The sequence below is a fragment of the Massilia sp. LMS1-1-1.1 genome (assembly GCF_040815535.1).
GTDB classification, from domain to species: Bacteria; Pseudomonadota; Gammaproteobacteria; order Burkholderiales; family Burkholderiaceae_D; genus Janthinobacterium; species Janthinobacterium aestuarii.
Genome location: NZ_JBFPNG010000045.1, coordinates 415713 through 441971, shown reverse-complemented (window position 1 = coordinate 441971; position 26259 = coordinate 415713). Strand labels below are relative to the sequence as shown.

Genomic DNA, 26259 nt, shown 5'->3' with positions numbered 1-26259 from the left:
TTTTTTGTTGAACCGTTTGTAATGGCGCCAGCAAGGCGCCATATATGACTTGAATGCGTGTTTTTGCATGGTGTCGGCGCTCATTGCGGCGCCGTCATGCCGAAAACGGGCCTTATTTCTGGAGAATTTTTTGCAGCAGTTGGGATTAATTGAAAAGACAGTTACAGGTCTGGGCTATGAGCTCGTTGATGTCGAACGTGCCGAGCGCGGGCTGCTGCGCGTCTTTATTGATTTCAGCGCCGCCGATGCCGCTGAAAAAGGCCCGATCACGGTCGAAGACTGTGCCACGGTGAGTCACCAGTTATCGCATGTGTTGACGGTAGAGAACGTTCCTTACGAGCGTCTCGAGATTTCTTCCCCGGGTCTCGATCGTCCGGTGCGCAAGCTGGAAGACTTCGTCCGTTTCGCAGGCCAGGAAATCATCGTCAAGCTGACTGTGGCGATGCCGGGTACGAACAACCGGAAATCGTTCCAGGGGATTCTGCAAGAACCCGTGGGCGATAAATTGTCGTTGGAATTTGAAGGTAAGGATGGTCCGGCGATGTTGGAGTTTACGCTCGCCGATGTGGATAAGGCACGCTTGGTGCCGCAGGTGGTTTTTAAGGGACGCAAAGCATGAGCCGCGAAGTTTTATTATTGGTTGACGCGCTGGCGCGCGAAAAAAACGTCGATAAAGATGTCGTCTTCGGCGCCCTCGAATTCGCGTTGGCGCAAGCCACGAAGAAACGGTATGAGGGTGAGGTAGACATCCGCGTTTCGATCGACCGCGAAACGGGCGAATTCGAATCGTTCCGCCGCTGGCACGTTGTGCCCGATGAAGCGGGCCTGCAATTGCCGGATCAGGAGATCCTGCATTTCGAGGCAAAAGAACAGATCGCCGATATCGAAGTCGATGACCATATCGAAGAACCGATCGAATCCGTCGAATTCGGCCGCCGTTTCGCCCAGGATACCAAACAGGTCGTCCTGCAGCGCGTACGTGACGCCGAACGCGAACAGATCCTGGTCGACTTCCTGGAACGCGGCGATTCGCTCGTCACCGGCACCATCAAGCGCATGGAACGCGGCGACGCCATCGTCGAATCGGGCAAGATCGAAGCGCGTCTGCCACGCGACCAGATGATCCCGAAAGAGAATCTGCGTATCGGCGACCGTGTGCGTGCCTTCATCTTGCGTATCGACCGCAACATGCGCGGCCCGCAAGTGATTCTGTCGCGCACCGCGCCGGAATTCATCATGAAGCTGTTCGAACTGGAAGTGCCGGAAATCGAGCAAGGCATGCTGGAAATCAAATCCGCAGCCCGCGATGCCGGCGTCCGCGCCAAGATCGCCGTCTACACGGCCGACAAGCGCATCGACCCGATCGGTACTTGCGTCGGCATGCGCGGTTCGCGCGTGCAGGCCGTGACCGGCGAACTCGGTGGCGAACGTGTCGACATCGTGCTGTGGTCGGAAGATCCGGCGCAGTTCGTCATCGGCGCCCTGGCACCGGCGAACGTGTCGTCGATCATGGTCGATGAAGAAAAACACGCGATGGATGTCGTCGTGGACGAAGAAAACCTGGCAATCGCGATCGGCCGTTCCGGCCAGAACGTGCGCCTGGCCTCGGACCTGACCGGCTGGAAGATCAACATCATGACGGCCGAAGAATCGGCTGACAAAGCTGCCCAGGAAACGGCTGCCGTGCGCATCCTGTTCATGGAAAAGCTCGATGTCGACCAGGAAGTGGCCGATATTCTGGTGGAAGAAGGTTTCGCCAGTCTGGAAGAAATCGCTTACGTGCCAATTTCCGAAATGCTGGAAATCGAATCGTTTGACGAAGATACCGTCAATGAACTCCGTACCCGTGCGCGTGATGCGCTGGTTACCGAAGCGATTGCTTCGGAAGAGGGTCTGGAAGGCATGGACGAGGCGTTGGTGGGTCTGGAAGGCATGGACCGCATTACCGCCGGCAAGCTGGGTCTGGCTGGTATCAAGACCGTTGAAGCATTTGCAGCACTGGCATACGACGAATTTGGCGCAATCCTGGCCTTGTCTGCGGACCGTGCGCGTGAACTGATTACAAGTGAATTTAAAGATGTGACCGACGATGAGATGAAGTTGGTTGACTCGAAATACGACGATCGTGCCAAGGCGTTGCAAGCCAAGGCATGGAGTCTGGCCGAATCCGCAAAGGCTTAATTTGAGTATCTTTATCATCTCCGCGACACATAGAAAAGAGGACTGAATGGCGAGTAACAACGTAGCCCAATTTGCCACCGAACTGAAGATGCCTGCAGATTTGCTGCTGACGCAGCTGCGTTCTGCCGGCGTCGAAAAAAGTTCGACGTCAGATCCATTGTCGAAAGATGATAAGGACAAGCTTTTGGATCATCTGCGCCGCACACACGGCGCAGCGGCTGACACAGAAAAGAAAAAAATCACCGTGACCCGCAAGGAAACGACTGAAATCAAGCAAGCTGACGCCACCGGCAAATCGCGCACCATCCAGGTGGAAGTGCGCAAGAAGCGCACTTTCGTCCAGCGTGACGAAGCTGCGCCGGTCGCGGCAGAACCGGTCGCGCCTGCCGCACCGGTGATCGATCCCGCCGACGTGGCGCGCCGTGAAGAAGAAGCCCGTAAACAGGCTGAACTGATCGCCCGCCAGGAAGCCGATCTGCGCGAAAAGCAAGAACGTCTGGCCAAGCTCGACGCGGAAAAAGAAGCCCAGGCGAAAGCCACGCAACAGGCTGAATTGGCTGCGAAGAAAGAAGCTGAAGCAGAAGCGAAGAAAGCGGCCGCCAAGGCTGCCGCCGCGCCTGCCGCCAGCGCCGCTGCGCCTGTCGTTGACGATGCCGCCGCCGAAGCGAAGAAAGCTGCTGCCGCTGAAGAAGCGAAGAAGAAAGCGGCTGCCGCTGCTGTTGCCGCCAAGGAAGCCGCTGACAAAGCGGAAGCCACCGAGCGTGCACGCAAGGCCGTTGCCGACGAAGTTGCCCAGATCAAGGCCATGATGAACGCGCCACGCCGCGCCATCAAGGCACCGGAACCCGTACCGGTTCCCGTCAAGCCGAAGGCGCCGGAAGGCACCCTGCACAAGCCTGCTGACAAGAAACCTGGCGACAAGCCGGGCGACAAGAAGCCTGCTGTTGCAGACAAGAAATCCATCAAGTCGGCCAATGTGTCGTCCACCTGGTCCGATGACGCGAAAAAACGCGGCACCACCGGTGGTCCCAAGCCACGCGGCAACAGCGGCCCAGGCGGCCGTGACAGCTGGCGCGGTGGCGCGAAGGGCCGTCGCCCGACGCACCATGACGACCGTGAATCGAACTTCCAGGCTCCTACGGAAGCCGTCGTTAAAGACGTGCACGTACCGGAAACGATCACCGTGGCTGAACTGGCGCACAAAATGTCCGTCAAGGCATCCGAAGTCATCAAGCATTTGATGAAATTGGGCCAGATGTGCACGATCAACCAGGTGCTGGACCAGGAAACCGCCATGATTCTGGTGGAAGAAATGGGCCACAAGGCGTTCGCCGCCGAACTGGACGATCCGGAAGCGCTGCTGGCCGATGTGGGCGAACACGCGCACTTCGAAACCAAGCCACGCGCACCGGTGGTCACCGTCATGGGTCACGTCGACCACGGCAAGACCTCGTTGCTCGATTACATTCGTCGTGCCAAGGTTGCTTCCGGCGAAGCGGGTGGCATTACGCAGCATATTGGCGCTTACCACGTCGATACGCCACGCGGCATGATCACCTTCCTCGACACCCCGGGCCACGAAGCGTTTACCGCGATGCGTGCCCGTGGCGCCAAGGCAACCGACATCGTCATTCTGGTGGTTGCCGCCGACGATGGCGTGATGCCGCAAACGAAAGAAGCGATTGCCCATGCGAAAGCAGCCGGCGTACCGCTGGTGGTGGCGATCAACAAGGTCGACAAACCAGGCGGCAACGTTGACCGCGTGACGCAGGAACTGGTCGCCGAGCAAGTCGTGCCGGAAGAATACGGTGGCGAATCGCCATTCGTGCCGGTGTCGGCGAAAACGGGTCAAGGTATCGACGACCTGCTGGAACAAGTGCTGTTGCAAGCCGAAGTGCTGGAACTGACGGCACCGGTCGATGCGCCTGCGCGCGGCCTGGTCGTCGAGGCACGTCTGGACAAGGGCCGTGGTCCTGTCGCGACGATCCTGGTGCAGTCCGGTACGTTGAAACGCGGCGACGTGATTCTGGCTGGCTCTTCGTATGGCCGTGTTCGCGCCATGCTGGACGAGAACGGCAAATCGATCGCTGAAGCCGGTCCTTCGATTCCGGTCGAAATCCAGGGTCTGACGGAAGTGCCGGTTGCCGGTGAAGAAGTCGTCGTCATGGCTGACGAGCGCAAAGCGCGTGAAATCGGTCTGTTCCGTCAAGGTAAGTTCCGCGACGTGAAACTGGCGAAACAGCAAGCTGCGAAACTGGAAAACATGTTCGACCAGATGGCCGAAGGCGAAGTGAAAAACTTGCCATTGATCATCAAAACCGACGTGCAAGGTTCGCAAGAAGCGCTGGTCGGTTCGCTGCAGAAACTGTCGACCTCCGAAGTGCGCGTACAAGTTGTGCACGCAGCCGTCGGCGGCATCACGGAATCGGACGTCAACCTGGCAGTCGCCTCGAAAGCGGTCATCATCGGCTTCAACGCCCGTGCTGATGCCCAGGCACGCAAGCTGGCCGAGTCGAATGGCGTGGACATTCGCTACTACAACATCATTTACGATGCGATCGACGAGATCAAATCGGCGTTGTCGGGCATGTTGGCACCAGAGAAACGCGAAACCGTCATCGGCCAGGTCGAGATCCGCCAGGTTATCCTGGTCTCGAAAGTGGGCGCGATTGCCGGTTGCCTGGTCACCGATGGCGTGGTCAAGCGTGCTTCTTCCGTCCGCCTGTTGCGCAACAACATCGTGGTGTGGAGCGGCGAGATCGACTCCCTGAAACGCTTCAAGGACGATGCGAAAGAAGTTCGCGCCGGTCTGGAGTGCGGCCTGTCGCTGAAGAACTACAACGACATTCAGGTTGGCGACACACTGGAAGTGTTCGAAGTCCAGGAAATCGCTCGTACCCTGTAATCACAGAAGCAATGGCGCGGACATAGTGATGTCCGCGCAAACACGTGGGGCGCATTGGTCAACGGGCAACCGTTTGACCCATGCGCCCTGCGGCACTTAGGACAGCATAAAATCATGGCTAAACATAGCAAAACCATGCCAGCGCGCGGCTTGCGCGTGGCCGACCAGATCCAGCGCGATCTGGCTGAAATCGTCGCCTACGAATTGAAGGATCCGCGCGTCGGCACGATGATCACCATTACCGAAGTGCAGATCACGCCCGATTATGCGCACGCCAAGGTGTTTTTCACGATGTTGAAAGACAGCAAGGAAGCCATCAAGAACACCACCGAAGGCCTGATGGCAGCATCCGGCTTCATCCGTGGCTTGCTGGGCAAGCGCCTGCACATCCACACTCTGCCGCAACTGCATTTCGTGCACGACAGCTCGACTTCGCGCGGCATGGAAATGTCGCTGCTGATCGACAAGGCCAACGCCACGCGCGCGGCCGACGCCGAGCCGGATGTCAAACCCGAAGCGGACGAGCAATAACAGTGGCGGGTCCGAAGAAACCGCCCGGCATCAAGCGGGTGCGCGACCTGGTCGATGGCGTCTTGCTGTTGGATAAGCCTGTCGGCTGGTCCAGCAATGACGCCCTGATCAAGGCCAAGCGTGTCTTGAACGCAAAGAAGGCGGGCCATACGGGCACTCTGGATCCGTTCGCCACGGGCTTGCTGCCGCTGTGCTTTGGCGAAGCGACCAAGTTCTCGCAGGACTTGCTGGAAGCCGACAAAACCTACGAAACCCTGGTGCACCTGGGGCAGACGACGGATACGGGCGATACGGAAGGCGAGGTGCTGGAAACGCGCGACGTCAGCGTCACCGAAGAGCAGATCGAAGCCGTGCTGGCGCAGTTCCGCGGGCCTATCCTGCAGACGCCACCCATGTACTCGGCCTTGAAAAGGGACGGCAAGCCCTTATATGAGTATGCAAGGGCAGGCATCACCCTGGAGCGCGAAGCGCGCCCGGTGACCATCCACAAGCTCGAGTTCCTCGGCTATGAAGCCCCGTTCCTGAAATTGTCCGTGATGTGCAGCAAGGGCACGTATATCCGCGTGCTGGGCGAAGACATCGGCCATGCCCTCGGTTGTGGCGGCCATCTGAACGCCTTGCGGCGCACGCAGGTGGGCAACCTGACGCTCGATGGTGTCGTCACGCTCGATGAACTGACGGCGCATGCCGCGCCGTTGAGCCTGCTGGCTCCCGTCGATGCCTTGCTGTCGAGTTTCCCTGCCGTCCAGCTGACGGAAGAATTGGCCAAGCGCTTCCTGCATGGCCAGCGCATTGCGCTGGGCAAGGAAGACGTCGCCGTGCCAGCCGAGCCGGGCAGGGTGCGCGTGTATCACGACAGCAAGCTGCTGGGCACGGGTCAGTTGCAGGAATACAGCATCTTGGCGCCAGAGCGTCTCATTGCCACGGCGCACCAATAAGTCACGGCAACGTCACATTACCCAGCGACACTCTTGAACCAGTGTCGCTTTTTTAAACAAATCGTCCCCGACTGCAAGAGCCGCCAGCATTTTTAGATAGCGTTGCAACGCAACATGCTATACTACGCGGTTCCGGAAATAGATTAGCATTCGGGTATCTCGTACACCTTGTACGCACTCCGCAGTTTTTCAGTAACTACTACGACCATGTCAAATACAAAACGCGCAATTCGTAATATCGCCATTATCGCCCACGTTGACCACGGCAAAACCACGCTGGTGGATCAGCTGCTGCGCCAGTCCGGCACCTTCCGTGAAAACCAAGCGGTCGACACCCGAGTCATGGACTCGAACGACCTGGAAAAGGAGCGCGGCATTACGATTCTGTCGAAGAACTGCGCCGTTGAGTACGAAGGCACCCACATCAACATCGTCGACACCCCAGGCCACGCCGACTTCGGCGGCGAAGTGGAACGTGTTCTGTCGATGGTGGACTCGGTTCTGCTGCTGATCGATGCACAGGAAGGCCCGATGCCGCAAACCCGTTTCGTCACGCGCAAGGCGCTGGCACTGGGTCTGAAGCCTATCGTTATCGTCAACAAGATCGACCGTCCAGGCGCACGTCCGGACTGGGCCATCAACCAGACGTTCGAACTGTTCGACAAACTGGGCGCTACCGATGAGCAACTGGATTTCCCTATCGTTTACGCTTCGGGCTTGAACGGCTATGCCGGCCTGACCGAAGACGTGCGCGGCGGCGACATGAAGCCGATGTTCGACGCCATCCTGGAACACGTTCCAGTGCGCGACGACAATCCTGAAGGCCCGCTGCAAATGCAGATCACCTCGCTGGACTACTCGTCGTACGTCGGCAAGATCGGCATTGGCCGCGTCAACCGCGGTACCGTCAAAGTCGGTCAAGACGTGCTGGTCATCAATGGCCCAGGCGCGACTCCGATCAAAGGCCGCATCAACCAAGTGCTGAACTTCAAGGGCCTGGAGCGCGTGCTGGTTGACGAAGCTGTTGCCGGCGACATCTGCCTGATCAACGGTATCGACGAAATCGGCATCGGTTCGACCCTGTGCGCACTGGATACCCCGGAAGCGCTGCCGATGCTGACCGTCGATGAGCCGACCCTGACCATGAACTTCATGGTCAACAACTCGCCACTGGCTGGCCGCGAAGGCAAGTTCGTTACCTCGCGTCAACTGCGTGACCGTCTGGAAAAAGAATTGAAAGCCAACGTTGCTCTGCGCGTTGCACCAACCGACGACGACACGATCTTCGAAGTATCGGGCCGCGGCGAGCTGCACCTGACGATTCTGATCGAAAACATGCGTCGCGAAGGCTTCGAGCTGGCCGTATCGCGTCCACGCGTGGTCTTCAAAATGGTCGATGGCGTGCGCCACGAGCCGTTTGAAAACCTCTCCGTCGACGTTGAAGAAGCCAACCAGGGCGGCGTCATGGAAGAACTGGGCCGTCGTCGCGGCGACCTGCAAAACATGGAATCGGATGGCAAGGGCCGCGTGCGTCTCGAGTACCTGATCCCGGCGCGTGGCCTGATCGGCTTCCAGGGCGAATTCATGACCCTGACCCGCGGCACCGGCCTGATGAGCCACGTATTCCACGAATACGCGCCAGTCGACAACACCCGTGGCGAAATGGCCGGCCGTCGTAACGGCGTGCTGATCTCGCAAGATGACGGCGCTGCTGTTGCCTACGCGATCTGGAAACTGCAAGACCGCGGCCGCATGTTCGTGTCGCACAATGACCCAGTCTACGAAGGCATGGTCATCGGTATCCACTCGCGCGACAACGACCTGGTCGTCAACCCGATCAAGGGCAAGCAGCTGACCAACGTGCGTTCGTCGGGTACCGACGAAGCGGTGCGCCTGGTACCACCAATTCAGATGTCGCTGGAATACGCAGTCGAATTCATCGAGGACGACGAACTGGTGGAAATCACGCCTAAATCGATCCGTCTGCGCAAGCGCTTCCTGAAAGAGCACGAGCGTAAAAAAGCGTCGCGTGATTCGTAATCTGTTGTAGAGCATGGCCTGCGGGCCATGCCGCGCTCAAGCCCGTTGCTCCGCCTTTCCTTCACCGGTGAGGCGCGCAGCGGGTTTGTCATTTGCAGCTCCTGTTTTTTGTAGATACCATGACTTCCACTTCTTTGCCTTCCCGCCGCCTGTCCGTCGCCCCGATGATGGACTGGACCGACCGCCATTGCCGCAAGTTCCACCGCGAAATCACGCGCCATACCTGGCTCTACACCGAGATGGTGACGACGGGCGCGCTGGTCTACGGCGACGTGGAGCGCCATTTGCGCTTCAACGAGGAAGAACATCCGGTCGCGCTGCAGCTGGGCGGCAGCGATCCGAAGGACCTGGCCACCAGCGCCAAGCTGGGCGAGCAGTGGGGTTACGACGAGGTCAACCTGAACTGCGGCTGCCCGTCCGAGCGCGTGCAGAAGGGCGCATTCGGCGCCTGCCTGATGGCCGAGCCGCAACTGGTGGCCGACTGCGTGAAAGCCATGCGCGACGTGGTCGACATCGACGTTACGGTGAAGCACCGCATCGGCATCGATGACAGCGAGTCGTACGACTTCGTGCGCGACTTCGTCGGCACCGTGGCCGACGCCGGCTGCAAGACGTTTATCGTGCATGCGCGCAACGCCATCCTGAAAGGCCTGAGCCCGAAGGAAAACCGCGAAGTGCCGCCCCTGAAATACGATTACGCGTATCGATTGAAACGCGACTTTCCCCAGTTCGAGTTCATCATCAATGGCGGCATCAAGACGTTCGATGAAATCGACCTGCACTTGCAGCACCTGGACGGCGTGATGCTGGGGCGCGAGGCGTACCACAACCCGTATGTGATGGCGCAGTTCGACCAGCGCTATTACGGCGACGATGCGCCTGTCAAAACGCGCGAACAAGTGCTCGAAGCGATGATTCCGTACATCAGCGCGCAGCTGGAAAAAGAAGCGGGGAGATTGAAGCTGAACAGCGTCACGCGCCACATGCTGGGCCTGATGCAAAACCTGCCTGGCGCGCGCGGCTTCCGCCAGACCTTGTCCGATTCGAAGAAGCTGGCTTCGGGCGACCCGCGTTTGCTGCTGGAAGCGGCCGCGCGCTTGTCGCTGCCTGCGTAATGGACGATTTCCACGGCCATGCGCGCCACATCGACGGCTACCTGCAAGCCGTCAGCGCGCTCAAGGATGACGGCAGCGACTTGCTCTGCACGTATCTGGGGCCCGCCGCGCCGCAGGCATCGTTCGATGCCCTGTGCCGCGTGCTGGATGTGACGCCCGACGGCTTGCGCCTGCAGCCGCTCGAAACGGTCGTGTGCAGCGGCGTCTTGTGCACGCCGCGCCAGTGGCTGCTCGAGCGCCTGCATCCGACGAGCGAGGCGGACCGCCAGCCGCTCGACGTCCGTTTATATGACGGTTTCGAGCGCGAACTGGCCGAACTGCTGGGCGCCGAGCCCCGCTGGTATCAACTGGTATCGTCTGGCCAGCGCAGCCTGGCCGGTCAATTGGGCGCCATCTGGAGCGTCTTTGTCTTCGGTACAGAGTGCCACGCCTATGTGATGCATTGCAGCTGGGACAGCTGAGTCAACTTGTCTATACCGGTGCCACTGCGCACTGGTATTGTCCGCACTTCCCCTTCCTCTGAGTCCCCCTCCCAAAACGATGCAATTTGGCTACGCCATGTGTTGTAAATGCGCTGTTTCGGCGCATGCCCGCACTGTCGTGGGGCATTTCTAAGAGGCAAGAAACGGCGTTGTTGCCATTTCCCCGAAGAAAGTTAATCAGCCATTTATTCGGGTACATATTGCTTGCTTTGAGGCAAAATTTACACCTATAATTGATTATAGACAAATATTTCTCATATGAATGTTTGATGTTGATCTCACATCAACGGTGTCAAAAATTCAGTGTGCGGAGCAAGTTTGCATTCGCAGTCACTGGCGTTTCCAGGGCTGCTGAAAGACCAGGAAGTACCCCGGGCTGCGTGCGGCCGGATACCGCCAGCATACCAATGGGTAAGGGCGGACACCGGTGTTGCGCAGCCTTCGTCTTGTCGTGCCGGGCAAAAATCCTTATCAATAGTTTCATTTACGAAGAGCCGAAATGAATTTAGCAAAAATGAAGGTTGGTACCCGCCTGGGCCTGGGTTTCGCCCTGGTACTGGTTCTGCTGGTGGCCGTGACCGTCCTCGGCATCGCGCGCATGGCGCAAATCCAGGAGCGTCTCGATCACGTGATCAATGTCAACAACGTCGTCACCCGCCTGGTGATCGACATGCGTGGCAACGTCAGCGACCGCATCACCTCGCTGCGCATCTTGACCTTGATGACCGATGCGGGCGATATGGAGCCGGAAATGGCGCGTATCAAGACGCAGACGAGCACCTATCAGGAAACGCAGAAGAAGCTCGAAGAGAAATTCGCCGTCGAGTCCACTCCTGAAGAAAAAGCGCTGCTGACCTCGATCAAGGAATACGAAGCGGCCGCCATGCCGGCCATCGCCAAGGCATCCGCGCTGTGGATGGCCAACGATGCGGAAGGCGCCACGCGCGTGATGATCAAGGAAATCCGTCCGGTACAGAAAAAATGGATGGAAGCGCTGGAACAGCTGGCCGTGCTGGAAGACAAGCTCAACGAGCAGATGCAATCGGATGCCCGCAAGGCCTTCGACAGCGCGCGCCTGTTCATGATCATTCTCGGCGTACTGGCCGTGGCGATGGGCGTGGCGGCAGCACTGGTGATTACCCGCGGTCTGCTGAAACAGCTGGGCGGCGAACCTGACTACACGGCATCGATCGCCGGCAGCATCGCCAATGGCGACCTGTCGATCGGCATCCACACGCAGCCATCGGACAATTCCAGCCTGCTGGCGGAAATGAAGGAAATGCGCAACAGCCTGGTGGGCATCGTCGGCCAGGTGCGCGTCGGTACGGAAACCATCGGCACGGCGTCGCGTGAAATTGCCGACGGCAATATCGATCTGTCGTCGCGCACGGAAATGCAGGCAAGCGCGCTGGAAAAAACGGCGTCGGCCATGGAAGAGCTGACCTCGACCGTGAAACAGAATGCGGACAATGCGCGCGAAGCCAACAAGCTGGCCGCCACGGCATCTGATGTCGCCATCAAGGGCGGCTCCGTGGTGTCGCAAGTGGTTGACACCATGAGCTCGATCAATGAGTCGGCGAAGAAGATTGTCGACATCATTGGCGTGATCGATGGCATCGCCTTCCAGACCAACATCCTGGCGCTGAATGCTGCCGTGGAAGCGGCACGTGCCGGCGAACAAGGCCGCGGCTTTGCCGTGGTCGCGTCGGAAGTGCGCAACCTGGCCCAGCGCTCCGCCGGCGCCGCGAAAGAAATCAAGATCCTCATCGACGATTCGGCCGAGAAGACGGAACGCGGTACGCGTCTGGTCGGCCAGGCCGGCGTGACGATGGGCGAAGTGGTTGACAGCGTACGCCGCGTGACCGACATCATGAGCGAGATCGCCAGTGCCAGCCAGGAACAAAGCGCCGGCATCGAACAGGTCAACCTGTCGATCATCGAAATGGATGGCATGACGCAGCAAAATGCGGCCCTGGTGGAGCAGGCAGCCGCCGCGGCGCAAAGCTTGCAGGACCAGGCGGCCGAACTGGCTCACGTGGTCAGCATCTTCAAACTGGTCGAAGGCGAGGAGAAACCGGCGGCGTATGTGCCGGCACCCGTGGCTGTCGCACCAGTGGCCGTGCGCAAGCCGGCACCGGCATTGCGCCCGGTGAAGTCGCTGACGCGCAAGACGGAAGCTGCCGCTCCCGTGGCTGCTGCGGCGCCACGCAAGGCGGCAGGCGCGGGCAGCAATGACGAGTGGGAAGAGTTTTAAGCGCGGCCAACAGCGCACAGGAAATGGTAACTGCCGTATTTGATAATAATCATGGGGAAGCACATGTTTGAGAATAAGCGTTTGATGAGTGTTGCAGCAGCCTTGCTGGTGTCCGTTTCTTCCGCCGCCTTCGCGGCCGAGGTGCCGGCGTCGTTCGATGCCAAGAACTGCAAGGCCGACTATCCGAAAGCCTCGCTGATGAACGAAGAGCAGGGCACCGTGTCGATGTCCTTCCTGGTCAATGCCGATGGTAGCGTTGCCGATTCGAAAGTCGACAAGAGCAGCGGCTTCAAGAACCTGGACAAGGCCGCCATCAAGGCCCTGTCCGCATGCAAGTTCAAGCCGGGCACCAAGGATGGCGCCGCGGCGCAAACCTGGACCAAGGTCGACTACGCCTGGAAGCTGGACTGATCCACGTATCGCCGGGAGCCAGGCTCCCGGCATGGCCGTATCCGCTACGGGCGGCGCCTGCAAAGGTGCCGCCCGTACTGTTATGTGCGTCAGCCAACGGCACTGTTGCCGCCGATTCTGTTACCCTCGAAACATATCTTCGGGATCTCCCACCACAAGAGGCCTATCATGCAGCGCATCCTGACACTTTCTTCCCTGGCCGCCACCGGTTTGCTGCTTTCCGCCTGCGCCTCGCTGGGCACGCCCGTGGGCTTGCAGGCGGGGCAGACCGTGGCCGTCGTCAATAGCCTGAGCTGGGACAATCCCCTGACGGGCAAGCGTGACGGCGTGCGCACGAGCTGGCCCATCAAGAATGGCAAGATTGCCCCTGAATATTTTCCGCTGGCGCAGCTGAAGCAATGCGAAGCTGGCGGCAAGCCTTGCGCCTGGGGTGTCATGCGGGCGCAGCGCGGCGCGCCCACGCTGAGCTATGCGGACGGCGGCGTCGACCTGGCCGTAAGCGTATCGATCGACGTGGCGCGACGCCAGGATGCGCGCCAGGGCGAGACGCAAACGGCGATGGCGATTCCCCAGGATGTGGCCGCGCTGGAAGGGCGGCAACAGGTGCAGCCCAGCTGGAAATTGAAGTATGGCAAAGTCGAGCAGGTCGAGCTCGATTACGGCGTGCGCTATCAGGTGTGCGTACAGCGTTACGATGCGGCTGGCAAGGCCATCGATACGTGCGCGATTCCATTTATTTGAGGAAACATGCGGCGTAGGCCGCTTGTGGTGCCATTGCCACATTTCATGTTGCGGCGTGCGTCGGGGTGTAACAATCGGTAAAAGCGCAGCAAAGGCCCGCGTAATTTCTTATAGTGGTTAATTAAGGTAGTACACATTAGGAGAATTGCGATGAAAACCCTGTTGGCAGTAATTTCGCTGGCCGCCTTGGGTGGCTGCGCCGTGGCGCCGCCCGGTCCCGCGTATTACGGTTCGCGCGCGCCGCAGGGGGCTTACAATCCCTATGAATGGCATACGGTCTCGTCCGAGCCGGTACAGTCGGGCCGCGTGATGAGCGCGCCGCGCGTGGAATATACGAATGAGCCTGTGTATGTGCAACAGCAGCCGGTGTACGTGCAGCAGCCCGTGTATGTGCCGGCGCCCGTGTACGCACCGCAACCGTATTATTACAATCCGCCCGTGACGATCGGGCTGGACTTCATGTTTGGCTTTGGGCGCTACGGTGGACACCGCCGCGGCTGGGGCGGGCATGGCCGCTACCACGGCCGCCGCTAATCTATCGCACTTGTGCGCAGAACTAAGCCGGACAAGCATTGCTTGCCCGGCTTTGTCATTTTATTAGTGGAAATACACGGCCGTCTGGTGCAGCACGTCCGCCGAGCACAGGATGTACATCGCCGCCGCTGCCAGACCTATTTGCAAGGCACCAAAGCTGATCGGGATGAGGCGGGACATGTCGTACTCCTGAGTAGAATGAGGTGTTGTCAGGCTTTCATCATAGGATGAGTTGATGCCTTTGGGCATCGGATGAATGTCCGCCACGATGTAGGACAACACCTCGTGCGTGAGGCCCCGCCTTGCTCTCCAGCCGCCTAGCGGTTTTTCCAGCGCACTACCGGCTCTTCCGGCGCCGTGTCCGGCACGTTCGAAATCGTCAGCCAGTGCGTCAGGCGTTCCGGGTGCTTGAGATTGATGCCCATGCCATCGATGATGCCCACCTGTTCCAGCATGCGCGCATCGATTTTCGCCTTCGACACCGTAGGCGCGCCCATGACCATGCGGTCATATGCCTTGCGCGCCTTGTGTTCCCACTTGTGCAGATTGCTTTCGTCGAAGCGGTTCGCTTCGAAATACACGGTCAGGGTGCCATCGAGGTTGCCGAAGCCGACAATGCCCGCGCCCTTGCGGATGGTGGTGTTGTTGCTGATGTCGAATTCCGCCGTGGGCACGAAAATGCCGGCGCGGCCATCGATGTCGGGACGTCCCACGGGCGTTTCCTTGCCGTAGGAACTCGTTTCGGTAATGGTTTTTTCTGCAGACATGGTGCGTGTGCGGCGGCCGTGCCGGGAGCGCAATCGGGCCCGGTGGTGCCAGCCTTCCTGTTCAAAAAATGCGTGCTGATGATCAGGGCGGGGTAGGGGCCCTGGCGGAGCGATGCTTGGCATTGCTTGATACCTCGCTATTGTAGCGCCAATTTAATTCTTTATGGCAACATTTATTGATATGGTGCACCTATTTTTTCATGAAAAATGCCGCCCGGCCATACGGCGGGGCGGCATTTGTACGTCTGCTGCGCTTTGACGGGCGCAGCTGTGCACGGACATCAGAACGCCAGGCGACCCTGCAGGTAAACCATGCGCGGCGCGCCCACCAGCTTGCCCAGGTTGCCGTCCGAGGTGCGCGTGAAGTAGCGCTTGTCGGCGAGGTTGTTGACGCCGGCAACCAGCTCCAGGCCACTCTGGCCCGGTACTTTCCATTTCACTTGCGTGTTCCAGGTACGGAAGCCGGGAATCACGCCCACGCTGCCGGCCGCGTTTTCCGCCACGGTGTTGGCTTCGTCGGCGAACTGGCGGCTCTGGTGGCTGCTCGACAGGTCGAAGCCCCAGGCGCCCAGCTGGTAGTGGGCGCCGATGGTGTCCGTGGTACGCGAATAGAAGGGCACGTCGTTGCCCGCGTTCACGCCATCCTGCAAGGTCGCCTTGGTGTAGGTGTAGGTGGCGTAGGCGTTCAAGCCGGCCAGCGGGCCGGACTTGTCGAAGTGGTAGTCGATGGCCGATTCCAGGCCCCGGTGGTGCGTGGCGCCGACGTTGTAGAAGACGACGTTCTCGCCGCTGCCGATGGACTGGATCTGGTTGTCGAACTTGATGTTGAACAAGGTCGCTTCGGCCGACAGCTGGCCGCTCTTCCAGCGCGCGCCCAGCTCGGCCGTTTTCGCCAGTTCCGGCTGCAGCGGGTTCTTGCTTGACTGCGCATTGAGCTGCGTATTTTGCACGGCGCCAAACGAGCTGTTGTAGTTACCGAACAGGGTCACGTTGTTGTTGAGCAAGTAGGCCACGTTCAGCGAGGGCAGGGCCTTGTTGTTGAGCAGATCGATCTTCTGGTCGGTCGGCAAGTGATTGAAGCGTTCCGTCTTGATGTGCTCGTAGCGCACGCCCGGCGTGATGCGCCAGGCGTCGATAGCGATCTTGTCGTCGATATACACGGCTTGCGCATCGGTCGAGTTGTCGGCGAAGCGCGTCGGCTTTTGTTGCACGCCGGTGGCGATGACGACGTTGTAGATGGTCTCGTCAGCCCGCTCGGCCAGGTAGCGGTAGCCGACGGTGACGTCTTGCGACACCTTGCCGGTCGTGAAGCGCTGCGTGTAGCGCGGCTCGATGGCCGTCGTTTCATAGTTGCGCGGCTGGCGGCCCAGGCCGGTGCGGTTCGCATTGATCAGGGTGCTTTCGCGCGAGCTCTTGTAGTAGTAGCTGCGCACTTCGAATTCCTGCGTGTTCGACATGGCATTCAAGTAGCCGATGTCGAAGGCCTTGCGCTCGCCGCTCCAGAAGTCGGTCGGACGCGTGTTCTGGAATGGGTCGGCCTTGTATTGCGCGGCGGTCAGGCCGCCCGGCGTGCGCGACGTCACGTCGTAGTAGGACAGCTTGGCGTACACCTCGGCGGTCGGGCTCAGGTCATAGCGGAATTTGAGGGCGAAGTCGTTGACCTTTTCATCGCTGCCCACGCGCCAGTCGCTGCCGCGGATGCCCGAATACAGCACCGCCAGGCCCAGGCCGCTGTCGAGCTGGGTGCCGGCAAAGACGCTGGCCTGCGTGTTGTGGCCCACTTCGCTGTACGAGTTGTAGCGCACGGTGGCGTCACCCGTGATGCCTGGCGTGGTGGGTACGCGGCGCGTCTTGAAGTTGATGATGCCGCCCACGTTTTGCGGGCCGAAGCGCACGGCGCCGCCGCCGCGCACCACGTCGACCGTCTCGACATTGGCCAGGCTGACGGGGGCGAACGACAGTTGCGGCTGGCCATACGGCGCCACCGACATCGGGATGCCGTCCAGCAAGACCGTGCTGCGCGGCGAATAGCGCCCGGCCAGACCGCGCACGCCGATATTCAGGGAGATGGCGCTGCCGGCGCTGCCCGAGTTGTCGCTGATCTGCACGCCGGGAATGCGGCGCATCACGTCGCTGAGGCTGGTCGCGCCCGAGTTCTCGATGTCGTCCTTTTGCACCACGGTGCGGGCGCCCGCGAAATTCTTCGTGCTGGCGGCCATGCTGGTGCCCAGCAGGTTGCTGCTGACCTGGATCGATTCCAGGATGGGGCCGGCATTATCGGCTGTGTTGGCTTGCTGTGCCTGCGCGATGGGTGCGTTCAGGCAGGCGAGGGCGATGGCCAGCGCGCACGGGCGCAGCGAAAAGGGCAGTGTGAAAGGTGTGGCAGCCATGCATGGATCTCCGTAATGACAATGTTTGCGCGGCAATCGGGCGGCGCGACAACATCGTGGCGTGGACATCCGGCGCAAGGGGATAAGAATGATAATGATTCTCATTTTATCCGTCAATTGCGAATGTTGCGTAGTGGCTATATGCCTGCCTGTGTGATGGGGAAGTGTTGCTGGCGCGGTACGGTGGGCGGTTTGGATTGCCGCTTGGCACCATTGCTCGGGTGCGGCGGCATTGCGGGCGCTTCTTGTATACTCCCGCTTTTGCAGCCGTCAGACGTGAACGTACAATGAGCCAGACAACTGAAACGACACCAGGCATTTCCTCCGTGGAACGCCGCCAGGGCGACCAGCCGGCAAGTGCTGCGCGCAAATTGAATCTGCTGGTGGTCGACGACAACCAGGAAGTGGGCGAATCGCTGGCCATGCTGCTCGAAGCGCTGGGCCACCACGCCGTGGTGGTGCGCAACTGGCAGATGGCCGTCGAGCAAGTCAAGCTGTGCGTGCCCGACGCCGTCTACCTCGACATCGAAATGCCCGGCATCAGCGGCATCGAAATCGGCCGCCGCCTGCACCACAATCCCGAAACGGCCAACGCCGTGCTGATCGCCGTCACCGGCCACAGCCTGCCCATGTACATGGACGACGCGCTGGCCGTTGGCTTCCGCCACTTCCTCGTCAAACCCGTGCGCTTGGAAGACCTGGCGACGACGGTGCAGTCGGTGCTGGCGGGCTAAAATGTGTGCTATGGTTTGCCGCCTATCCACGGGTATCCGGACACAGGCACGCAATGACCATGCATTCCCTACAGCAAGCTGCAAGCAGCGACTTGGCCAGCCGCTATCTTGGCGTACTGGCCGATTTTGATACGGCCTTGCTGGATCGTCATGCGCCGCATGCCGATGCGGAAAAGCTTTCTGGCCTCTTCCTTCCCAGCGTGCCGCCCAACTGGCTTGGCGCCCGGCAGCGCATCATGATCGTGGGCTGCGAAACGCGGCAATGGAATGTGCTGCAGGTGGGGGAGCGTTTTAGTTCGATCGAGCACTATGTCAAGCGCTCGATGGCCGTGCACCAGGCTTACTTTGCGCAGCAATTGTCACAGTCGGATATCAGGGGTCGTGCCTTCCATAATTTTACGCGCGCCGTGGCGCAACGCTCCGGCAGCGAGGGTTTGATCTACTCCAATCTGTTGTGCATGGCATGGAAGCGGGGCAGTCCTGTCCGGTGCGATTACTTTGATGTGATCAAACGCTATTCCAAGCTGCTGCTGGATGTGCAAATCGATTTCTTCCAGCCCGAGATCATCATCTTTGCCAACGGCAGCTCCACCGCCGGGCACCGGCGCGACTTCTTTCCGCTGGCCCGCGATGAGCATGGCAAGGCCATCGGCACCGATTACGTCAAGCAGCACATTCCCAATGCGCAATTGTGGCAGTTCCCGATGGACCACAGGACGTGCTATCGCATCCAGCATCCGTCGTCGCGCTCACCAAGTTCAGCGCGGGCGCGCGAGTTCCTGCTGGGCCTGCTCCCCGCCCGCTGAGAGAGCCTCCCGGCAGTGCCACACCACCCGCCGGGATACGTTCGTTTGTTACGGCCGGCTCAGCGACCACTGCTGGTTGTTCGCATTGGTCAGATTCCACTGGATGATCTGCGCATTTTCCGCCGTGCTCAGATTTAAGACGTCCAGGGTCAGGTTGCTGTAGCGGTTGCTGATTGTCTGGTAGCCGGCAGCGGGGCTGGCGAAACGCCATTGCTGGCCCAGTCCGCCCCAGTAGCTCCATTGCGCGATATTCGTGCCGGCTGTGGTCGAGTTGTTGTAGTCGTCCAGGCCCAGCAGGCTGTTCGCATTGATCAGGCTATAGTAGCCATCGCCGTGTCCCACCACATACCATTGCTGGTGTTTGGCCCCCGTATACGTTTGCTGCTGCACCAGCGCGCCATTCGCCGTGCCGGCGCCCGCCACGGCCAGCGCCTTGCCGCTCAGGCGCGAGCGCAGCACCGTGGGGCCATCCGAGATGCCGCCGCAGCTGGCGACCGTGAAATTGCGCGTCAGGCTGGGCCAGCCGCTGTCATACGTCATCTTTAAAATATCGAGCTTGGCCGCGCCATTGTCGTTGACGTCGTAGTAGTGGATCGACGTGTAATTGCAGCCATCCTGCTTGAGCACGCCGATATGGCCCGGGCCCTTGTACTTGCCGTCGAGGTTGGGCAGCACCGTGCGCGTGCCGCTGTACGGCCCCGTCACGCTGCTGGCGCGCTGTACTTCCACGTAATACGTGCTGGCGGCGCCCTGGCAGCATTTGCCGCGGTTGACGAACAGATAGTAATACTCGCCGTCGCGCGTGATGTAGGGCGCTTCGATATCCTTGCCGCCGCCACCGAGGATGGTCGTCACGTTGCCCGTGGTTTTGCCCGTGGCCTGGTTGATTTCCGTCACGCCGATGCCGCCGAAAAACGAGCCATACGACATGTAGACCTTGCCGTCATAATCGCGGAACAGGGCCGGGTCGATGGCATTGATTTCCCCGCTCCCCCCATACGATTGCACGACGATGCCCAGGTCCGTCCAGCTCGGATTTTTCAGCGAGGCCGAGCGGGCCACGCCGATGGCCGACACGGACGTGCCGAAGGTGGAGACCGAGTAATATAGATAATAGTAGCCGTTCATGTGGATCACGTCCGGCGCCCAGTACGAGCCGCTGAAGTTGGGGATTTTATTGGCGATCCAGGCAGGCGGCGTGCTGAACACGGGCGCGGGGCCGGCTGACCATTTCAGCAAGTCCGTTGAGGTGGAATACCAGATGCCGTCGCCCGTCGTGAAATTGAAATACGTGTCGCCGTCGCGCGTGAGGGTGCCAGGATCGTGCGCGTTGGGCACGCCCGTCAGGTTGATTGCTTGCGCCGCATGGGCGCAGAACATCAGGCACAGTGCTGCCAGGATTTGCTTCATCGTTGTCTCCGTACTGTTTTTATGGGGCGGTCCAGGCCGCACCCCAGAGTAGGGCGATGGTCAAATTTGCACTAATGAATTTTTTGCAGGAAGCGATACCAGGGCCGGTATCTGAGGAGAGATAAAACGGGGGCCGGAATAGAAAAAGCCCGGTTCGAAAACCGGGCTCTTCTTTATTCTGTGGGGTGGCTGATGGGGCTCGAACCCACGACAACAGGAATCACAATCCTGGACTCTACCAACTGAGCTACAGCCACCACTGTCTTACTTACCTGTTTAGCTGTTTTGCTGAACAGGTGCCGAATTATACAAAGAACTCGGCAAAGTGGCAAATCTAAATGCAGTCTTTTTTAAAGAATCGAAAGATTGCATGAAAACGCCTGTTTTCCCTCATACAGACAGGTGTTCGACAGGCGGGTGCAAGTCCAGCAAACCGGTGAAGGCTTGCGCCAGGGCTTCGACCTTGGCCGTCGTGTAGCCCTGCAGTTGCGGCGCGTCGTTGCCGCTGCGGCGCAGGCTGGCAGCGTCGAGTAGGCGGGTCAATTGGCGCGCCACGGCTTCGCCGGTGTCGACCAAGGTGACGGGTTCCGCCGTATGTGTGCGCACCGTACGTGCGATGGCGTCCTGCACGAATGGGTAGTGGGTGCAGCCGAGCACGAGGGTATCGACGCCTTGCGCCAGCAGGGGCGCGATATAGCGGTCGAGCATGGCGCTGGTGGCGTCGAGCGGGTCGCTGCCCATCGCGGACTGTTCGATGCGTTCGACCAGGCCGACGCAGGGCTGCAAGATGAACACGGCGCCCGTCGCGTTGCTCACCTGTTCGCGCAAGGCCAGCAGCTTGTCGCCGCGCAAGGTGCGCTCGGTCGCCAGCACGCCGATCTTGCCGTTGCGGCTGATGGCGGCTGCCGGTTTCAGGCCAGGTTCGACGCCGACGATGGGCAGGTCCGGGTAGCGCGCGCGCAGCGCCTTGATGGCGGCGATCGTGGCCGTGTTGCAGGCGACGACCAGTGCTTTTGCGCCGTGCTGCAGCAGATAGCCGGCCACTGCCAGTGAACGGTCGATCACCTGCTGTTCCGTCTTGTCGCCATACGGCGCATGGCCGGAATCGGCAAAGTAAATCAGGTCTTCCTGCGGCAGCTGCGCGCGGATATGGCGCAGCACCGACAGGCCGCCCACGCCGGAGTCAAAAATGCCGATGGGCGCGTCAGGGTGGGCATTGCTTGCAATAGAAGTCATGGGAAACCGGAGTAGATAAAAAAACGCCGCGCTATGTTGCTGCGCGGCGTTAATGGTAGAGCTTGTTTAAGCAACCGTCACGGGAATCTTGCTCACGCTATTGAGTTGCTCGATCTTCGCCTGCCACTCTTTCGGGCCCGTGTTGTGCACCGAGGTGCCTTTCGCATCCACGGCCACCGTGACCGGCATGTCGACGACGTCGAATTCGTAGATCGCTTCCATGCCCATGTCGGCAAAGCCCAGCACCTTGGCGTGCTTGATGGCTTTCGACACCAGGTAGGCGGCGCCGCCCACGGCCATCAGATAGGCCGACTGGTGCTTCTGGATCGATTCGATGGCAACAGGGCCGCGCTCGGCCTTGCCGATCATGGCGATCAGGCCGGTTTTTTCCAGCATCATGTCGGTGAATTTGTCCATGCGCGTGGCGGTCGTCGGACCGGCCGGGCCGACGGCTTCGTCGCGTACAGGGTCGACCGGGCCGACGTAGTAGATCACGCGGTTCTTGAAGTCGACCGGCAATTCCTCGCCCTTGGCCAGCATGTCCTGGATGCGCTTGTGCGCGGCGTCGCGGCCCGTCAGCATCTTGCCGTTCAACAGCAAGGTCTGGCCCGGCGTCCACGAAGCGACTTCTTCTTTTGTGAGGGTGTTGAGGTCGACGCGCTTGGATTTTTCCGTATCCGGCGTCCAGTGCACTTCCGGCCACGACGACAGCGATGGCGGTTCCATGTAGGCAGGGCCCGAGCCGTCCAGCACGAAGTGGCCGTGGCGCGTGGCGGCGCAGTTCGGGATCATGGCGACGGGCTTCGACGCGGCATGCGTCGGGTGCATCATGATTTTCACGTCAAGCACGGTCGTCAAGCCGCCCAGGCCTTGCGCGCCGATGCCCAGCGAGTTGATCTTGTCGCACAGCTCGATACGCAGTTCTTCCAGCTTGTTTTGCGGACCGCGTTGTTTCAGCTCAAACATGTCGATGTCTTCCATCAACACTTCTTTTGCCATCAGCATGGCTTTTTCGGCCGTGCCGCCGATGCCGATGCCCAGCATGCCAGGCGGGCACCAGCCGGCGCCCATGGTCGGCACGGTTTTCATGACCCAGTCGACCAGCGAGTCGGACGGGTTCATCATGATCATCTTGGACTTGTTTTCCGAACCACCGCCTTTGGCAGCCACTTTCACGTCGACGGTATTGCCTTCAACCAGTTCCATGTGCACGACGGCTGGCGTGTTGTCCTTGGTGTTCTTGCGGTCGAAATGCGGGTCGGCCACGATGGAGGCGCGCAGCTTGTTGTCGTCGAAGTTGTAGGCGCGGCGCACGCCTTCGTTGACGGCGTCGGTGACGGTGCCGGAGAAGCCTTCGAAGCGCACGCCCATGCCGATTTTCAGGAAGACGTTGACGATACCCGTGTCCTGGCAGATAGGACGCTTGCCTTCCGCGCACATGCGCGAGTTGGTCAGGATTTGCGCGATCGCATCTTTTGCCGCCGGGCTTTGCTCGGCCGCGTAGGCGCGCGCCAGGTGCTCGATGTAATCAGCAGGGTGGTAGTAGCTAATGTACTGCAACGCTGCGGCGACGGATTCGATCAGGTCTTCTTGCTTTATGACAGTCATGGTGTTCTCGCGGTGGATAAGAAGGGTAAGACTCTTTGCTGAAAGCCCATGGCCGCCGCTGGCAGCCATGGGCTTGTTTCTTTAGTGTGGTGCTCTGGCTTGGTTCTGTGTCACCGTCATGATGCGGTCCGTGTAGGCAATCGCCATCGCCGACAGGATGAAGACCATGTGGATCACCGTTTGCGCGATGATCACTTCGATCTTGTACGAGTTGGCGTTGATGAAGGTCTTCAGCAGGTGGATGGACGAGATGCCGATGATGGCCATCGCCAATTTCGTCTTCAGCACGGAAGCATTGACGTGCGACAGCCACTCCGGCTGGTCTGGGTGGTCATCGAGGTGCATGCGCGAAACGAAGGTTTCGTAGCCGCCGATAATGACCATGATCAGCAGGTTCGAAATCATCACCACATCGATCAGGCCTAATACCACCAGCATGATGGTCGCTTCGTTGAGCTTGGTCGGCAGGGTGCCGCCTGGTACGGCAACGGCCGTCAGGACGTGCTGCAGGGCTGCATCATTGCCGAACACGGCGCCGATCAGGTCGGACAATTCCACCCAGAAATGGAAGACATATACGCATTGTGCGAGGATCAGGCCCAGGTACAGCGGCAACTGCAGCCAGCGCGACATGAAGATGAAGGCGGACAGGGGGCGCAGCTTGGTATTTTTGGCAGACGGTGGTAGGTGGTCGATCATGTGGGGGTTCCTGGGGGAGTAAATACCAATTTTTGGCATGCCCGACATTTTACACTTGCTGTTGATTACTGCGCATGGCCTTGCTCCTGATTATTAGGTTTGATGAAACACAAAGTGGTATTGAACCTTCGGCGCACCATGCATTTTCCCAGCGAAAATACTGTACGGTGTCCCCTTGACTCCTATTGCTGAAGGCGCTTATGGTTAGCCTTGATAGGGGTAAAACGCTGCATAAACGCGACATGTAAGGCGTCCGTAAGACATGGGGCCTATCGTGTTAGCAAACAATTACTACACTGGAGACAAGCATGAGCGCTACAGAGAACCAAGGGCAGGGCACACAGCAGCAGGGACCAGAAGAGTCACGCGTATTTGACCCGTCGGCAGCGTTTGCCGCACAGGCAACGATTTCCGGCATGGAAGCCTATCGCGCCATGGTGGCCGAGGCCGAACGCGACTACGAAGGCTTCTGGGCCAAGCTGGCGCGCGAAAACCTGAGCTGGAAAAAACCGTTCACCCGCACCCTGAACGAAGACAATGCCCCATTCTACAAATGGTTCGAAGACGGCCAGCTGAACGTGTCGTACAACTGTCTGGACCGCAACATCGAAAATGGCCTGGGCGACAAGACGGCCATCATCTTCGAAGCGGACGACGGCACCGTCACCAAGGCCACCTATAAAGAACTGCACGAAAAAGTCTGCAAGTTCGCCAACGGCCTGAAATCCAAGGGTATCGCCAAGGGCGACCGCGTCATCATCTATATGTCGATGTCCGTCGAAGGCGTGGCTGCCATGCAAGCGTGTGCGCGCATCGGCGCCACCCACTCCGTCGTGTTCGGCGGCTTCTCGGCCAAATCCTTGCAGGAACGCATCATTGACGCGGGTGCCGTGGCCGTCATCACGGGCGACGAGCAACTGCGCGGCGGCAAGAAGCTGCCATTGAAATCCATCGTCGATGAAGCGCTGGCGCTGGGCGGCTGCGACTGCGTGAAAAACGTCATCGTCTATAAACGCACGGGCAGCGACCTGCCGATGGTGGCCGGCCGCGACACGTGGCTGCACGAGCTGGTCGAAGGCCAGAGCGCGCAATGCGAACCGGAATGGGTCGATGCCGAGCATCCACTGTTTATTCTCTACACATCCGGCTCGACGGGCACGCCGAAGGGCGTGCAGCACTCGAGCGGCGGCTACCTGCTGTGGGCCGCGCTGACGATGAAGTGGAGTTTCGACATCAAGCCGAATGATGTGTTCTGGTGCACGGCCGACATCGGCTGGGTGACGGGCCACAGCTACATCGCGTATGGTCCGATGGCCGTGGGCGCCACGCAAGTGGTGTTCGAAGGCATCCCGACCTACCCGAACGCGGGCCGTTTCTGGGAAACCATCAAGAAGCACAACGTCAGCATTTTCTACACGGCGCCAACGGCCATCCGTTCGCTGATCAAGGCGGCCGACGTGGACCCGAAAGTCCACCCAAGCAACTACGACCTGACGAGCCTGCGCCTGCTGGGCACGGTCGGCGAGCCGATCAATCCGGAAGCGTGGATGTGGTACTACAAAAACATCGGCGGCGAGAAATGCCCGATCGTCGATACCTTCTGGCAAACGGAAACGGGCGGCCACATGATCACGCCATTGCCTGGCGCGACGCCAATGGTCCCCGGTTCCTGCACCTTGCCATTGCCCGGCATCATGGCCGCCATCGTCGACGAAGCGGGCCAGGACGTGCCGAACGGCCAGGGCGGTATCCTGGTGGTGAAGCGCCCATGGCCATCGATGATCCGCACGATCTGGAACAACCCCGAGCGTTTCAAGTCCAGCTATTTCCCGGAAGAGCTGGGCGGCAAGATGTACCTGGCAGGCGACGGCGCCATCCGCAACAAGGACACCGGCTACTTCACGATCACGGGCCGCATCGATGACGTCTTGAACGTGTCGGGCCACCGCATGGGCACGATGGAAATCGAATCGGCGCTGGTCGCCAACCCGCTGGTGGCCGAGGCCGCCGTGGTGGGCCGTCCGGACGACACGACAGGCGAATCGATCTGCGCCTTCGTGGTGCTCAAGCAAGCGCGCCCGACCGGCGAGGAAGCCAAGAAGCTGGCCCTGGAGCTGCGCAACTGGGTCGGCAAGGAAATCGGCCCGATCGCGAAACCGAAGGAAATCCGTTTCGGCGACAACCTGCCCAAAACCCGCTCCGGCAAAATCATGCGCCGCCTGCTGCGCGTGCTGGCCAAGGGCGAGACGATTACGCAGGATGTGTCGACCCTGGAGAATCCGGCGATTCTGGATCAGTTGAAGGAAGCGTCCTGATGTTGCTTGGATAGCCAAAACCCAAACCAGCATCCGGGGTCGGACCCGCCGGGTCCGACCCCGGCCTTTACTTGGTTACTGTAGATGCGCTACTTTTACCCCACGGTAAATAACTTTGGCAGTCCGTAGATTCTTTGCTATAATCTGCGGCTTCGCGACAAG

General features: G+C 59.9%; 21 protein-coding genes and 1 tRNA gene. 15 read left to right on the top strand and 7 right to left on the bottom strand.

Going from position 1 to position 26259, the window contains the following annotated elements:
* Window positions 1–130: 130 nt before the first annotated feature.
* The 12 genes from rimP to MRBLMS1_RS23920 all read left to right on the top strand — a co-directional run bounded on the left by rimP (window position 131) and on the right by MRBLMS1_RS23920 (window position 14132).
* Window positions 131–619 (top strand): ribosome maturation factor RimP, encoded by a 489-nt coding sequence (gene rimP / locus MRBLMS1_RS23975; protein WP_034760462.1) that lies wholly within the window; start codon window positions 131–133, stop codon window positions 617–619.
* Window positions 616–2181, top strand: coding sequence for a transcription termination factor NusA (nusA, locus tag MRBLMS1_RS23970; RefSeq protein WP_034760148.1), 1566 nt, complete (start codon window positions 616–618; stop codon window positions 2179–2181). Before rimP ends, nusA begins: the two co-directional genes overlap by 4 nt.
* A 46-nt stretch (window positions 2182–2227) precedes the next feature.
* Window positions 2228–5086: a translation initiation factor IF-2 gene (infB, locus tag MRBLMS1_RS23965; RefSeq protein ID WP_034760145.1), complete on the top strand. Its 2859-nt coding sequence runs from the start codon at window positions 2228–2230 to the stop codon at window positions 5084–5086.
* Between the two features lie 114 nt (window positions 5087–5200).
* Entirely contained in the window at window positions 5201–5617 is a 417-nt protein-coding gene (rbfA, locus tag MRBLMS1_RS23960; RefSeq protein WP_456148644.1) for a 30S ribosome-binding factor RbfA, read from the top strand.
* A 2-nt stretch (window positions 5618–5619) separates the two neighbouring features.
* Entirely contained in the window at window positions 5620–6555 is a 936-nt protein-coding gene (truB, locus tag MRBLMS1_RS23955) for a tRNA pseudouridine(55) synthase TruB (RefSeq protein ID WP_485882443.1), read from the top strand.
* A gap of 207 nt (window positions 6556–6762) precedes the next feature.
* A complete protein-coding gene (gene typA / locus MRBLMS1_RS23950; protein WP_092716010.1) occupies window positions 6763–8595 on the top strand; it encodes a translational GTPase TypA in 1833 nt (610 codons plus the stop codon).
* A gap of 119 nt (window positions 8596–8714) precedes the next feature.
* On the top strand, window positions 8715–9710 hold the full coding sequence (gene dusA / locus MRBLMS1_RS23945) for a tRNA dihydrouridine(20/20a) synthase DusA (protein ID WP_485882440.1): 996 nt from the start codon (window positions 8715–8717) through the stop codon (window positions 9708–9710).
* A complete protein-coding gene (locus MRBLMS1_RS23940; RefSeq protein ID WP_456148646.1) occupies window positions 9710–10171 on the top strand; it encodes a hypothetical protein in 462 nt (153 codons plus the stop codon). The genes dusA and MRBLMS1_RS23940 overlap by 1 nt, the downstream gene beginning before the upstream one ends.
* A gap of 520 nt (window positions 10172–10691) precedes the next feature.
* Window positions 10692–12446, top strand: coding sequence for a methyl-accepting chemotaxis protein (locus tag MRBLMS1_RS23935; RefSeq protein WP_485882439.1), 1755 nt, complete (start codon window positions 10692–10694; stop codon window positions 12444–12446).
* Between the two features lie 63 nt (window positions 12447–12509).
* Entirely contained in the window at window positions 12510–12857 is a 348-nt protein-coding gene (locus MRBLMS1_RS23930; RefSeq protein ID WP_233516259.1) for an energy transducer TonB, read from the top strand.
* A 168-nt stretch (window positions 12858–13025) separates the two neighbouring features.
* Window positions 13026–13598, top strand: a complete 573-nt coding sequence (locus MRBLMS1_RS23925; protein ID WP_139090181.1) for a hypothetical protein — start codon at window positions 13026–13028, stop codon at window positions 13596–13598.
* A gap of 150 nt (window positions 13599–13748) precedes the next feature.
* Entirely contained in the window at window positions 13749–14132 is a 384-nt protein-coding gene (locus MRBLMS1_RS23920; protein ID WP_128140431.1) for a hypothetical protein, read from the top strand.
* Window positions 14133–14449: 317 nt separating this feature from the next.
* Here MRBLMS1_RS23920 and MRBLMS1_RS23915 read toward each other — a convergent pair whose 3' ends face one another.
* Together MRBLMS1_RS23915 and MRBLMS1_RS23910 are read right to left on the bottom strand one after the other, a co-directional pair.
* Window positions 14450–14899, bottom strand: a complete 450-nt coding sequence (locus tag MRBLMS1_RS23915; RefSeq protein WP_034760117.1) for a hypothetical protein — start codon at window positions 14897–14899, stop codon at window positions 14450–14452.
* 281 nt (window positions 14900–15180) lie between these two features.
* Window positions 15181–17289, bottom strand: coding sequence for a TonB-dependent receptor family protein (locus MRBLMS1_RS23910; protein ID WP_485882435.1), 2109 nt, complete (start codon window positions 17287–17289; stop codon window positions 15181–15183).
* Between the two features lie 287 nt (window positions 17290–17576).
* On the opposite strand from MRBLMS1_RS23910, the gene MRBLMS1_RS23905 reads away from it, so the two are divergent.
* Together MRBLMS1_RS23905 and MRBLMS1_RS23900 are read left to right on the top strand one after the other, a co-directional pair.
* Window positions 17577–18023 (top strand): response regulator, encoded by a 447-nt coding sequence (locus MRBLMS1_RS23905; protein ID WP_081368151.1) that lies wholly within the window; start codon window positions 17577–17579, stop codon window positions 18021–18023.
* 53 nt (window positions 18024–18076) lie between these two features.
* Window positions 18077–18829, top strand: coding sequence for a hypothetical protein (locus MRBLMS1_RS23900; protein WP_485882432.1), 753 nt, complete (start codon window positions 18077–18079; stop codon window positions 18827–18829).
* Window positions 18830–18877: 48 nt separating this feature from the next.
* On the opposite strand, the gene MRBLMS1_RS23895 is transcribed toward MRBLMS1_RS23900, so the two are convergent.
* From MRBLMS1_RS23895 to MRBLMS1_RS23875, 5 genes are all read right to left on the bottom strand, one after another.
* A complete protein-coding gene (locus MRBLMS1_RS23895; RefSeq protein ID WP_485882430.1) occupies window positions 18878–20239 on the bottom strand; it encodes a family 43 glycosylhydrolase in 1362 nt (453 codons plus the stop codon).
* A 181-nt stretch (window positions 20240–20420) separates the two neighbouring features.
* A tRNA-His gene (locus MRBLMS1_RS23890) sits at window positions 20421–20496 on the bottom strand.
* 133 nt (window positions 20497–20629) lie between these two features.
* Window positions 20630–21475 carry a glutamate racemase gene (gene murI / locus MRBLMS1_RS23885; RefSeq protein ID WP_485882428.1) on the bottom strand — a complete coding sequence of 282 codons (846 nt, stop codon included), beginning with the start codon at window positions 21473–21475 and terminating at the stop codon, window positions 20630–20632.
* 66 nt (window positions 21476–21541) lie between these two features.
* Complete coding sequence (locus tag MRBLMS1_RS23880) at window positions 21542–23083, bottom strand: fumarate hydratase (RefSeq protein WP_034784516.1); 1542 nt, start codon at window positions 23081–23083, stop codon at window positions 21542–21544.
* An 81-nt stretch (window positions 23084–23164) separates the two neighbouring features.
* A complete protein-coding gene (locus MRBLMS1_RS23875) occupies window positions 23165–23782 on the bottom strand; it encodes a YqhA family protein (protein ID WP_139090187.1) in 618 nt (205 codons plus the stop codon).
* A gap of 308 nt (window positions 23783–24090) precedes the next feature.
* Here MRBLMS1_RS23875 and acs point away from each other — a divergent pair, with 308 nt between their 5' ends.
* A complete protein-coding gene (acs, locus tag MRBLMS1_RS23870) occupies window positions 24091–26097 on the top strand; it encodes an acetate--CoA ligase (RefSeq protein WP_485882425.1) in 2007 nt (668 codons plus the stop codon).
* The last annotated feature ends 162 nt before the right edge of the window (window positions 26098–26259 follow it).